A 13026-nucleotide genomic window follows, 5' to 3' on the forward strand; every position below is an offset into this window, starting at 1 on the left:
AACGAGGCCGCGGATGCGGCCCCGATTATTCCACGTTAGCTTTTACGCAACAGCACCCTCGTCACCCGACGCTCTTCAACCTCGACAACGGTCATGCTCCACTCTTGCCAATCGAGTTTGTCTCCGATGATGGGCAAGCGGTCCAGCAAGCTCATGACCAACCCGGCGAGCGTCTGATAGTCATCCGTCGCTTTTGCCTGGAAGCCGATGTGTTCGCGAACCTGGCTGAGATTCAGCGCACCGCTGACCAGAAATCCGTCATCCTGGGCCACGATGTTCGGACCTTCTATTTCACTGGCATCGGGCAGTTCACCCGCGATGGATTCGAGAATATCGGTCATGGTGAGAAGACCAATGAAATCACCGAACTCGTTCACCACGAAGGCGATGTGGGTCGACTCTTTGCGCATCTGTTCCAGCGCGTTGAGAATCGTGAAGTTGTCCAGCAGGTTGATGGCCTTGCGAGCCATGGCTTCCAGATTCGGCTCGTTGCCCGCCAACAGCTCCTTGAGCAACTCCTTCTTGTGGATGAACCCCAGAGGCTCATCCACACGGCCTTCGCGGATCAACGGCAACCTGGAATACGACGAGTGCATCAGCCTGGTGCGGATCTCGTCTGGGGAATCGGCCAGGTCGAGGTGGTCGATTTCCGCCCGATGCGTCATGACACTGCGTATTGGGCGCTCCGCCAACTGCAGCACACCACTGATCATGACCCGCTCACGTCGGTGGAAGACCTGTTCGGCTTCGTCGCCTGACAGCATGTCAGCGATCTCTTCACCGACTTCATCAGCCCCCAACTTGTGCCCACCCAGTAAACGCATGACCGCATGGGCAGTGCGTTCGCGCATAGGGCGATGCCCCTGCATGCTCTTCTTGCGACGAGAGCGAGCCAACTGGTTGAACAGTTCGATCAGGATCGAAAAACCGATCGCGGCATAGAGGTAGCCTTTCGGAATGTGGAAGCCCAGGCCCTCAGCCGTGAGGCTGAAGCCGATCATCATCAGAAAGCCCAGGCAGAGCATGATGACGGTTGGGTGGCTGTTGACGAACTGGGTCAGGGGCTTACTTGCGATGATCATCAGGCCGATGGAGAAAATCACCGCGATCATCATGACCGACAGGTGTTCCACCATGCCCACGGCCGTGATCACGGCGTCCAGGGAGAAGACCGCGTCCAGCACCACAATCTGCGCAACGATAGGCCAGAACATCGCATAGGCGGCGTTACCTGTACGCTCGGTGACATGCCCCTCAAGTCGTTCATGCAACTCCATGGTGGCCTTGAACAACAGGAATACACCACCGAACAGCATGATCAGGTCCCGGCCCGAGAACGTCTTGTCGAAGACCTCGAACAACGGCTCGGTCAGGGTCACCATCCAGGAGATGCTGGCCAGCAGGCCAAGGCGCATCAACAATGCCAGCGACAGGCCAATGATACGGGCACGATCGCGCTGCTCCGGCGGCAGCTTGTCAGCCAGGATGGCAATAAACACAAGGTTATCAATGCCGAGCACCAGCTCCAGCACGATCAGGGTCAGCAGGCCAAGCCATGCCGTCGGATCAGCAATCCATTCCATAAGGGTTATTCAACCTCTCGTAGAGTCGGGGCGAAAGGTGCCAGGGAAAGAAGCTTTATCGAGCGGATAGAGCAAGGCATGACTTGGGAGGCGACACCGTTGGTCTCACTGGGAGAAATCGATGAGAAGCCTACGGATGGGATTTGGATAGCCAGCGATCCAGAAAAACCGGATAAACGCTGGGTAACGCAGAGCGGACTTGTAGGGGGCGCGGATTGAAAAAAACGACTGGGAGGCTCCAGAAGGGTGTTCATATAGACCTGAAAATAATTGGGGAGGTGATCCTATAATGTTTCCGAACGCGTCATACGCATCGAATTATTACAGAATCTGACATCCCCGCACGCGGCGGCAGATGGGACGACTGCGCAGCTTCATGGATTTGCCAACGGCAACCTCACCACGAACTCGCTCCCCTTGCCATCCCCCTCACTCTTGCCGACCACTGTGCCACCGTGGCTTTCGACCAACTCGCGCACCACCGTCAAACCAATGCCCAGGCCAACGCCGTTGAAGCCGATGGCGTGAACATCCTGCACAAAGGGTTCAAAAATAAACGGCAGCGCCTTGGCCGAAATACCTATGCCGGTATCACGGATGCTGACCTTCAAGACACTCCCTTCGACGGTAACCGACAATTCGACGGTGCCGCCCACAGGGGTGTATTTGACCGCATTACCCAGCAGGTTGCCGAGAATCTGAGCAAGCCGTACCGGATCGCCGTACACCAGCAGGGCACACTCGGGCAGTGTGGTGCTGAACAGCAAATTGCCGCTGACCATGGCCGGTTTACAGATATCGATGGCCTCGCGAACGATCTGCACCATATCGACAATCTGGCAATCGAGGCGAAACTTGCCGGTGCTGACGCGGGAGACATCGAGCAAGTCCTCCACTAATCGAGACATGTGCCGGACCTGACCTTCGATCAGCTTCTGCATGCGCGGCAACTCCTCACTGGGCACCCGCACCAGTCGGCCGGCAATCATGCTGATGGGCGTCAGCGGATGACGCAGTTCGTGGGCAACCAAAGCGAGAACGCTACGCTGGCGCTCCAGCGCCCGTTCGGCCGCGTCTTGCAGATGCTGCGCGCTAAGGGCGGCAATGACCAATTGCTCATTGGCCTCGCGCATCTGCCGATACAGTTGTTGTTCTGCCTGCGTGGAAGGTGGCTTTTCAGCCTCGGACTGGGCCGACAGGATCGCCAGGACCAGTTGCTGATTGGCCTCGATCAGTTGCTCGACATGTTGCTTGTCGGCAAGTTGGGTGTTGGCGTCGTTCAGCTCCTTGCGCAGCGCGGCCAGCACCGCACGCGCCTCGACAGTTTTCTGGCCGAGCAGGAACAGCTCGCGAGCGGCCATCGCCTTCGCCTGCTCATTCCCGCCATTGGCCTCATTCATGATGATGCCTCATCCAGTACCTTTGCCAGACATCTGCCGGGTAGGCCGGCCTCCGAGCAAACCTTCCTGATCCGGCAACATGTCACCGATCTGCAAACCGCTATCGTCAATGCTGTAAAGGCGTAACTCATCGGAGTGAGCGCTGGCCCGCACCTTGACCACGGCCATGATGCGCAATAAACGGCTTTGCACTTCAATGTAGCGCTGAACGATGATTGCATCGGTGAGAAAAGCCGTGCCGTAAGGACTGAATCGCAGATCCGTGTAGCGATCCTCCAACTCCGAGGTCAGCAATACACTGACACCGGCGCTGGTCAACGCGGTGACCATGCGCGACAGCGACTCGCGAAAGTCTTCGCGAAAGGTCGGCGCCAGGGCCAGTTCGAACCCCGACAGCGAGTCAATCACCACCCGCGTGGCGTTCAGGCGAGCAATCTCGCTCAACAGCAACTGCACGATCTCGTCGATGGACAGATCTGGAGCACGGCTATCCACCAGCCCGACTTTGCCGCTTTTAATCAAGTTTGAGAGGGTGGCGTTCTGGGAGTGATTCGGGCGCTGCTCGAACACGGCGATCACGCCGTTTTCACCGTTTCGCGCGCCTTCAGCGAGAAACGATGCCGCGAGAATGCTTTTTCCAGAACCCGACGGGCCAGCAACCAACAGGGAGTAACCGCGCGGCAGGCCACCGCCGAGCATTTCGTCGAGCTGTGGCACACCCATTCCCAAGCGTTTGATGGGGAACTCCAGCGGGGCTTCGACCGGATTGTAGGGCGCAGGGGCAAATACCTTGATTCCCGATGGGGCGATACGGAAAGTGTGCAGACCCGGCAGCGTTGGCTGGCCACGCATCTTCATGATTTCCATCTTGCGCACCATGGAATTGCGCTGAACGCTCTGGCGCAGCCAGATCAGTCCGTCGGCCACGGTGAAAATCGGGTTGGTATCGGTTTCGGTAAAGTACTCACCAATCAGGAAAGTCGTGGCCTGCCAAGTGGTCATCAACATGCCCAGTTGCTGGACGAACTGCGGCAAGTTGTTATTCGGGTTGTCCTGGGTCTGGCTGGCCAGCACCACCGAGCGGAACGAGTCAACGAACACCAGCGCCGGGGAGTGCGCCTCCACCTCGCTGACAATGCGCCGCAGCACTTCGTCCAGATCCCCAGCCAGGGTGTCGTCAGCCAGGTTGACGTAGCGGATCGAATGATTGATCGCGTCGCTGTCGAAGAAATCGAACTGCTGCTGATAGCGCAGCATCTTCAGTGGCGGCTCACCCAGCACGGTAAAAAACAGCGCCGGACGTGAGGGGGTCGCCAGGGCAAACATCATCTGGTGCGCGAGGGTGGTCTTGCCGCAACCGGGTGGGCCGGCGATCAGATTGAACGAAAACTCCGGCAATCCTCCGCCCAAGACCTCGTCCAGTCCTGGCACGCCGGTGGCCAAGCGGTTGATAGTCACTTTGCTGCTCATGGCGAATTTTCCTGCGAAGGGGTGTCGCTCAAAGAAGAATCCCACACGTCACGAAGCAAACGTGCGGTAAGCGAGGGTCCGATCAGCGTGGTCAGCAACTCATAGAAAGTGGTCAGCAACATTTCACCGAAAAACCGCGCATCGGCTTCGCTTTGCTCAACAAGCACTGAATTCAGGGCGGTCAGAACCATGCCGGACGGCACCTTGTTGCAGGTGCTGGTCAGGCGCGGATGAGCGGCCCCACACAGATGCAGGCTGCGGCGATACAACGCGACAACCCCTTGCTGACCAATGACAGGCGTCAGGGCCACTTCTATATCCTGCAAAATGGAAACGATCGCGTGGGCGGTCTTTGCAATGTCAGCGTTGGGGCCAACGCGGTGCGCCAGAGAAGCTACGATCTGACGGCTCTCTTCGCTTAGCGTGGACATGGCTAACTGATATCCGATGGGCGAGTATCGATAGTACACCCTCGGGGGCGTTATCGAGACCCTATTGGACAAAGCAATGCAGATGCGGTCATTCAAGAACTGGATTGAACTGTGGCGAGGGAGCTTGGTCCCTCGCACAATAAATCTTGAGTCACGCGTGGCCAGGAAACCCACTACCCCCTTTTGACTTTGAAGCGCCCCAGCACGCGCTGCATCAAAGATGCTCGCTCCGAAAGATCCTTGGCCGCCACCGCGCACTCTTGTGAGTTGGACTGTTTTTTCTGCGTCACTTCATCGATCTGCTCCAACCCGATGCTGGCCTGTTGCAGGCCTGAGGCTTGCTCGCTGGAGGCTTGATAGATCAATGAAACCAGGTTGGAAACAGCACTGGTTCCGCTGACGATGTTTTTCAGCGATTCGGCGGTCCGGCCCGCGATGATCATGCCGCGTTGCGTTTTGCTCGAGGAGTCGGCAATCAATGCAGCCGTCTGCTGGGCGGCCTCGGCGCTGCGGGCGGCCAGGCTACGCACCTCATCCGCCACCACCGCAAAACCACGCCCCAACTCACCTGCCCTGGCGGCTTCGATAGCCGCGTTCAACGCCAACAGGTTGGTTTGCGCGGCGATGTTGTCGATGGTGGTGATGATCGCGGTAATGTCTTTGCCCGAATTGTCGATTTCGGCCATGGCGGCAATCAGCTCACTCATCAATTTGTCGCTTTCCCCGGCATCGGCCCGTGATGCCTGGGACTGCTCATCGGCCTTTTTGGCATTGGCGGCGTTGTCCCGGGTCTGTGCGGCCATTTGCGTCATCACCGCGCTGATTTCAGTGATGGACGACGCGGAATTGGACGCCCCATCGGACAATGACTGGCTCAGGTCGGTAACCTGCGCCGAGCTGCCGGTGATCTGGGTGGCGCTGGCCTGAACTTCGCCAATCAGTTGGTTCAGATTACCCACCATCTTCTCCAGTGACTTGCCAAGGGTATCGTGGGGCGAGGACAACCGGACCTCCAGGTCCAGATCACCTTCGCTAATGCGTTCGGCCACCCTGACCTGCCGTTGCAGGCTTTCAGACATATCGTTGAGCGCGACAGACAACTGGCCCACTTCGTCCTCGGTTTTTTGCACCAGGCGACGCGAGAAATCCCCCAGGCTGATGTTGGCTGCCAAGGCGGCGGCTTCGCGAATCGGCCCAACGATTTTTGCGGCGGCAAACCACAGGGCGACCAGCGCCAACAGCGAAACGCCCAGGCCAACCGACACCTGCCAGATGCTGTTGCTGATACTGCGCGCCTGTAGCTCCTGCTCCAGGGCAATGGCCTGAGTCATGACCACTGCCTTTGGCAGGCGAATCAGCACCGCCCAGGGTTTACCTGTGCGCCCCAGCTCGATGGGCATCAGCACTTCGATATGCTGGGTGTGCGGATTGAGCAGACCGTCACCACGACCACTCTGGATATCGCGCAGCACTTTCTCCCAAGAGTCAGGCAACAAGGCCTTGATGGGCTGGCCAATCAGGTCGGTACGCTGACTGTCCGCGACCACCAGCCCCTGGTTACTCAGAATCGATACCGTGCCTTTGCCACCGTAGAGATCGGCCGACATCTGCTCGCTGAGTTTCTGGATAAAGTCGATATCGAAGTCAGCGCCGACCACGCCGTAGAACTTGCCATCGGATACGATCGGCACCGACAAAGTGGTCAGCCATACGTTTTTGCCCTGAACCACATAAGGAATGGGGTCCAGCACGCTTTCCTTCAGAGTGTCGCGTGGGCCGCTGTACCAACCCCCTTTGGGTACACCGTTCGGGTGGCGATCCGGGGAGTCATACTCGACCAATGGCTGTACTGCCACATGTCCGCCAGCGCTGCGCGTCCAGTAAGGCGTGAAGCGCCCGGTCAACGGATTACTGCCGTCCTGAGCATTGCGCAACACAAGATCCTGACCATCCAACGCGTCCGGTTCCCAGCAGGAGTAAGTGCCATTGAAGTCCGGGTTATCTTTTAGAACGCTGAGCAATACCGTGTTGATCTGCTCACGTCCCAACGCCAAAGGGCTCTGCGAAGCCTTGCTGGAGGCAAAGGTATTGGCCATGGTGCGGGCCGCATCCAGAGCATTTTGCAACTTGGCCTGAATGGCATTGGCACGGGACTCGGCCAGGTTCTGAATTTCCCGGATCGTTGATTCTTCAACCAACGCCGAGACTTCGGTCGCCACGTATTGTTCATTGGCCCTGGCGGTAAAGAGCCCGTAAATAACCAGGCTAATTGATGAAACAAACAGACATACGCCTGCCGTGACACAAATGCGTGCCTGCAACGACTTGAACTTCATATCATCCCCTGCCTGATTATTTTTATTGCCAACGTTTAAGACGACAGCCTCAAACTTGTGCACGACACGGCAAATAACAATCGCTCACGGCTGTTTACGCTGTCCACGAGGCAATCGCCTTGAACGGACGCGGCGATACAGCTGTTTTATAAGTATTTGAAGCGTGGCAGGTAGGGGCGTGAGTCACCTCACCCGAGGGGTGAAGGTATTCAGATCAAGAGCCGAAGGCCTTATGTCCCAAGACAATAAGAGCGGCGGGTGGAAAGAATGTGGAAAGCTGCTTTCCGGTCACCCCAGCGGACTCCCTTGAAGATTGCCGCTGCGTCCATTCAATCCATCAACCACAGCAGCAAATTAACATGACCGACTTTTATACAAAATCAAACTTAAGACTTATACAAAACGGTACTTTAGTCGCGGTTCCAAGCAACTAATCAAATCGCTCTGGTGGGCGGGTATTTTTCAATGCTTTGAAATTCAGTTGTTTCGCAACGACCGGCGGGGCCCACTCGCCTCCGCCGGTTGAGTACACGTCAGTTTTTTCTGCTTTTGGGCAGAAAAATCGCCAGGGCTCCAAACAACGGCAAAAACGAGCACAACCAATACACATACTCGATGCCGCGGATGTCGGCCAGATGCCCCAGCAGCGCGGCGCCAATCCCGCCGAAGCCAAACATCAAGCCAAAGAACACGCCGGCAATCATGCCGACGTTACCCGGCACCAGTTCCTGGGCATACACCACGATGGCCGAGAATGCCGAAGCCAGGATGAAGCCGATGACCACGCTGAGAATGCTGGTCCACAGCAGATCAACGTAAGGCAGGATCAGCGTGAACGGTGCCACGCCAAGGATCGAGAACCAGATCACCGCCTTACGTCCGATCCTGTCGCCTATCGGACCGCCAAAGAAGGTCCCCGCCGCCACAGCGCCGAGGAACAGGAACAGATACAACTGCGACGACGCCACCGACAGGTCGAACTTCTCGATCAGGTAGAAGGTGAAGTAGCTGGTGAAACTGGCCATGTAGAAATACTTGGAGAACACCAGCAAACCCAGCACCGCCAATGCACTCAAGACCCGGCCCCTGGACAGACCGTGAGTAGCCGCCTGGCCTTGCTTGAGCTTGAACAGGTTCAGGTGATTGGCGTACCAGCGGCTGATGCGGTACAGCACGAACAGCGCAAACAGTGCGAACAGGCCGAACCAGGCCACATTACCTTGCCCGTAAGGAACGATGATCGCCGCCGCCAGCAACGGGCCGAAAGCAGAGCCGGCGTTACCGCCGACCTGGAACGTCGACTGCGCCAACCCATAACGCCCGCCCGACGCCAGGCGTGCGACTCGCGATGCTTCAGGGTGAAAGGTCGAGGAGCCAATACCGATCAGACCGGCGGCCAGCAGGATCATGGCAAAACTTCCAACCATGGACATCATCACGATCCCGATCAGCGTGCAGACCGTACCGGCCGGCAGCAGCCAGGGCTTGGGGTGCCGGTCCGTGTGATAACCCACCCAGGGCTGCAGCAGCGATGCCGTCAACTGGAAGGTCAGCGTAATCAAGCCAACCTGGGTGAAGGTCAGCCCATAACTGGCCTTGAGCATCGGGTAAATAGACGGTAGTACCGCCTGGATCAGGTCGTTGATCAAATGCGCCAACGCCACGGCACCGATGATGCGCATGACCAAAGGGCTGCTTTGAGGTGTGGCAGGGATAGACGCGGTATCGACCTGGGTATCGCTGATAGCCATGGGAGTTTCCATACGGGGTTTGCACAGGAAGCGGATTCATCAATGTGCCATTTTTCGGTGCAGCAAGGCTATCCCCTTAGCTTGCTATCGACTTGAAATATTGTCAGCGAGCTCGGTAATAGCGCAAAGCCATGGTCTGAATCTTGCCTTGTTAACGGTCTACAACGCGGCCCCTTACAAAGGGGACCGAGAATGGGAAGTTTCGCTACAGAGCCAGCCTACAGAGCGGGCCTGGACAAACTTTCGAGGCCTTTTAAAAGGGCACCTGTTTCGGCACTGTGTCGAAACGCACAAAAATAGTGCAAAGGTGTTCAGGGGAGTATGGGCATGCAGGCTTTTCTATCACCGGGAATCAGGTTGCTGGGGCGTTTCGGCTTTGCCCGCAAATTTCAGTTGCTGTTCCTGCTTTTCATCCTGCCACTCATGGGCAGCCTGTGGATCATCGGCCAGGACTATCGCGACAAACTCAGCCTGATTTCCGAAGAACGCGCCGGGGTTCGCCAGTTGCTGGCCCTGGATAACCTGGACAACCTGCTCGCCGCCCAGCGCAACCGCGCGGCCCGTTGGCGAGCCACGGAAACCAATCGCCAGGCAACACCCGCAACGCTTGCCGCGATGGCGGCTTTCGATGCCGTGCAGCCGGCCCTCAACCAGGCCGCCAATGATCTGGGCAGCACCTTGCAAACCGAAGGTGCCGAAGCCGACACCCTGGCTCGCTTCCAAACGTTGCAAACCAGTCTCAATGGTCTTGATTCGAAAAGCCTGGGCACCGTCGGTTGGTGGCCGGACGGTTATGACCGCTTCACTGCGGCCTTGAGTGCCCTGCAAGCCTTGCGCGAGCAGATCGTCATGGACAATCGCCTGACCCTCGCCTCCTGGCTGGAAACCTACCTGCTGATCCAGATCTCGACCCAGCAGACACCGGACCTGATCGAGCGGGTCGGTCGCCTGGCCAGCGTTGGCCAGGCCTCCGTTGTGTCGGGTCAGTTCACCCTGCAAAGCCGCCTGCAATTGCGCGACCTGCGCAGCCGGATCGGCGATGCCCGGGATCAACTGGTCAAAACCGGTGGAGTACTGCAAGCGCGCCTGCCGAACGAACTGCAAGCCTGGGCCGGACAATTCCAAGACAGCCTCAAGCATCTGGATTCCGGCCTGAAAGTCCTGGATGAAGGGGTCTTCGCCGGCTCCATCAGCCTCAAGCCGGAAGAATTCGAGAAACACATGGATGCGCTCCTGGCGGACTTGGCGACCTTGCGCCAGCAGTCTCTGATGGCTCTGGATGCGAGACTGGACCACTACCACTCCTCGGCCATCCGCCAATTCACCCTGGTGGCCACGGTGCTGGGTTGTCTGCTGTTGGCCGCGCTTTACCTCTTCGTCTGCCTGCAAGCGTCCATCCGCCGCAGCGCCAGTGGCATCACATTACTGGCCGAAGCCCTGCGTGACGGCAACCTCAGTCTGCAAGTGCCGGTACAAGGACGCGACGAACTGGCGGCCATCAGTACCGCTCTCAACGTTGCAGTGGTGCAGTTGCGCAACAGCCTGTTGGGCGTGGACCACGAAACATTGCAGTTGAGTAATGCCGTTCGCACCCTCAACACGCACTCCAGCGGCGCCCTGGGCGAAGTCGAAGCCCAACAGATGCAGATCAGCCAGATCGCCGCGGCCGCCACGCAACTGGCCGCCACCTCTCAAGGGGTCGCCAGAAGCTGTGAGCAGGCCTCCGACAGCGCCCAGCAGACCCGGCGTATCGCCGCCGACAGCAGCCGCGACAGTCAACGCACTACGGCGAGCATCCAGCAACTCAACCAGCGCCTCAACGAAACCGCCGCCGCATTGGGCCGGGTCAGCGAACAGGGGCAACAGATCCAGATGGTGGTCGACACCATCCGCGGCGTAGCCGAGCAGACCAACCTGCTGGCCCTCAATGCCGCCATCGAAGCCGCTCGCGCTGGGGAACAGGGCCGTGGTTTCGCGGTGGTGGCCGATGAGGTACGCAGCCTGTCGCAACGCACCCAGTCCTCCACCCAACAGATTGCTGGCACCGTCGACAGCCTGCGCGCTACGGTCAACGAAGCGGTCAGCCTGATGGAAGCCGCATGCGGCCAGGCCCAGACCGACGCGCAAGCCGTTACCGGCCTTGGCGAGCGGCTGGGAGAAATTGCCAGCGCCGTGCAGAGCGTCACCGATACCCTGGCGCAAATCGCCACCGCGGTGGACGAACAAGCCAGCACCGCCGACGAGGTCAGCGGCAATATCCAGCAGGTCGACCAGGCGGCCATGCGATTGCTTGAAGGGGCACGCGCCGTGAACCTCGCGGCGGATACTTTGAGCCAGGGCAGCCAGGCCCTGAGCGCCAACACAGGGAGATTTCAACTCGGTTGACGGGTATTTGCGGCGAGGATTGATAAGCGGTTGAAAGCGCTGAGAAATATTTCAGATTTACGCTTGACACATCTTCGTTACCGGCGAATAATGCGCGCCACTTGGCTACATAGCTCAGTTGGTTAGAGCATAGCATTCATAATGCTGGGGTCCGGGGTTCAAGTCCCTGTGTAGCCACCAAGTACCGATCCATAGATGTCTACAGCAGTCTATGAATCACCTCAAGAAGCCCGCCTAGTGCGGGCTTTCTTGTTTCTGGCTGTCCACCTCTATCTACCCCTATCCTTCCCCACCGTGTATGCCCACGTGTATGCTTCAGAACTAATTGAACTGGAGGCATACACGGATGAAGCGCGCCGATATCAAGCGACGCCCTCTCGCTGATACAACACTTTCCAGCCTGGAGCCTGAGGCCGGGGCATACCGCGAACTAGACAGCCCTGGGCTGTATTTCAGGGTCAAACCAAACGGCCAGAAATCTTGGGAATTACGCTACAAGAAACCGGACGGCAAATGGTCTTGGCTAGGTCTCGGCGGCTATCCAGAAGTAAGCGGCGCCTTCGCTCGGCAGAAAGCGGCAGAGCTGCGAGCTGACGCCTCAGAGGGCAAGAACCCAATCATCTCCAAGAAGGCTCGTCAGGCGGCTGACATTGACGCAGCCAATGACACCTTTGAAGCACTAGCCAGGGAATGGCATACGTCTCGCCTCAGCGGCTGGGATGCTGGGACTGCCAAAAGGATACTTGGCGCACTCGAACGCCACGTGTTCCCCTCGCTAGGTAAACGCCCCTATACCTCGATCATGTCTATGGAGTGGATGGAGCTATTGAGAGGACTTGAGCGCCAGGGGATTTTGGAACAGATGAGCCGCGTGAGGGCTTACTGCAAAGATATCTATGATCTGGCTCGCGTAACCGGCAGAGCCGTCAACAATCCCTTGGAGGGCGTGCATAAGTTTCTGTCATCGGGAAAGGCAGAGAACTACGCTCATGTCTCACCTGACGAGCTTCCTCAGTTACTGAGAGCGATACGTTCCTATCCGCATGCCAAAGATGTTCAGCTTGGCCTGCGGCTGTTGACCCTGATGGCAGTCCGTCCCAGCGAACTTCGCGAAGCTCATTGGTTGGAGTTCGACTTCGACAAAAAGCTGTGGACAGTGCCTGTCGAACGCAAGGGACGTAAAAAAGGCCGCGAACATCTGGTGCCGCTATGCACTCAGGCCGTAGATGCCCTTTTGGAGCTTCGGCAACTTACCGGTGCATACCCTCTCCTGTTTCCAGGTAGAAGCGACCGCACCAAACCCCGAAGCGACACCGTGTTTCTCATGGCACTCAGGCGTCTTGGTTACGAAGGCCGCCAGACCGGTCACGGCTTCCGCCACATCGCCAGCACCATCCTCAATGAGCATGGTTACCCCGCTGACCATATCGAGGCCCAACTCAGTCACAAGGCACAGGGTGTCCGAGGTATTTACAACAAAGCTCAGTACCTCGAGCAGCGCGTGAAAATGATGCAGTGGTATGCGGATCACCTTGATGCCCTAGAGGTAGGTAATGTCGTGCAAGGCCAATTCGGAAAGGCAGTATGAGGGCGCATACCCAGCCCACCTCTAAAACCGGTGTAACGCGTGTGACACGTGTAACGGACAACCCCAACCGATTGAATTTATT

The 13026-nt window shown here is 57.9% G+C and carries 8 protein-coding genes, 1 tRNA gene and 1 pseudogene; 3 read left to right on the forward strand and 7 right to left on the reverse strand.

The features are described from left to right. Positions 1-35: 35 nt before the first annotated feature. The 7 genes and pseudogenes from PSEUDOMOFG3G_RS22960 to PSEUDOMOFG3G_RS22985 all read right to left on the reverse strand — a co-directional run bounded on the left by PSEUDOMOFG3G_RS22960 (position 36) and on the right by PSEUDOMOFG3G_RS22985 (position 8971). On the reverse strand, positions 36-1583 hold the full coding sequence (locus PSEUDOMOFG3G_RS22960) for a TerC family protein (protein ID WP_047229390.1): 1548 nt from the start codon (positions 1581-1583) through the stop codon (positions 36-38). A gap of 374 nt (positions 1584-1957) precedes the next feature. Beyond that, positions 1958-2983: a HAMP domain-containing sensor histidine kinase gene (locus PSEUDOMOFG3G_RS22965; RefSeq protein WP_076386316.1), complete on the reverse strand. Its 1026-nt coding sequence runs from the start codon at positions 2981-2983 to the stop codon at positions 1958-1960. A 9-nt stretch (positions 2984-2992) separates the two neighbouring features. Next, positions 2993-4453, reverse strand: a complete 1461-nt coding sequence (locus PSEUDOMOFG3G_RS22970) for an ATPase domain-containing protein (protein ID WP_139051148.1) — start codon at positions 4451-4453, stop codon at positions 2993-2995. Then, on the reverse strand, positions 4450-4884 hold the full coding sequence (locus tag PSEUDOMOFG3G_RS22975) for a hypothetical protein (RefSeq protein ID WP_257220859.1): 435 nt from the start codon (positions 4882-4884) through the stop codon (positions 4450-4452). Before PSEUDOMOFG3G_RS22975 ends, PSEUDOMOFG3G_RS22970 begins: the two co-directional genes overlap by 4 nt. 173 nt (positions 4885-5057) lie before the next feature. After that, on the reverse strand, positions 5058-5963 hold the full coding sequence (locus PSEUDOMOFG3G_RS28465; protein WP_373685102.1) for a methyl-accepting chemotaxis protein: 906 nt from the start codon (positions 5961-5963) through the stop codon (positions 5058-5060). Then, positions 5958-7220: pseudogene (locus PSEUDOMOFG3G_RS28470) on the reverse strand (HAMP domain-containing protein); the annotation flags it as partial. The pseudogene PSEUDOMOFG3G_RS28470 and the gene PSEUDOMOFG3G_RS28465, both read right to left, overlap by 6 nt. 533 nt (positions 7221-7753) lie before the next feature. Then, on the reverse strand, positions 7754-8971 hold the full coding sequence (locus tag PSEUDOMOFG3G_RS22985) for an MFS transporter (RefSeq protein ID WP_139051150.1): 1218 nt from the start codon (positions 8969-8971) through the stop codon (positions 7754-7756). A gap of 327 nt (positions 8972-9298) precedes the next feature. Here PSEUDOMOFG3G_RS22985 and PSEUDOMOFG3G_RS22990 point away from each other — a divergent pair, with 327 nt between their 5' ends. The 3 genes from PSEUDOMOFG3G_RS22990 to PSEUDOMOFG3G_RS23000 all read left to right on the forward strand — a co-directional run bounded on the left by PSEUDOMOFG3G_RS22990 (position 9299) and on the right by PSEUDOMOFG3G_RS23000 (position 12944). Further along, on the forward strand, positions 9299-11356 hold the full coding sequence (locus tag PSEUDOMOFG3G_RS22990; RefSeq protein ID WP_047229445.1) for a methyl-accepting chemotaxis protein: 2058 nt from the start codon (positions 9299-9301) through the stop codon (positions 11354-11356). Positions 11357-11459: 103 nt separating this feature from the next. After that, positions 11460-11536, forward strand: a tRNA-Met gene (locus tag PSEUDOMOFG3G_RS22995). A 166-nt stretch (positions 11537-11702) separates the two neighbouring features. Continuing rightward, positions 11703-12944 carry a tyrosine-type recombinase/integrase gene (locus PSEUDOMOFG3G_RS23000; protein WP_139051151.1) on the forward strand — a complete coding sequence of 414 codons (1242 nt, stop codon included), beginning with the start codon at positions 11703-11705 and terminating at the stop codon, positions 12942-12944. Positions 12945-13026: the final 82 nt, after the last annotated feature.

This window comes from Pseudomonas sp. FG-3G (assembly GCF_901007645.1).
Classification (GTDB): domain Bacteria; phylum Pseudomonadota; class Gammaproteobacteria; order Pseudomonadales; family Pseudomonadaceae; genus Aquipseudomonas; species Aquipseudomonas rhizophila.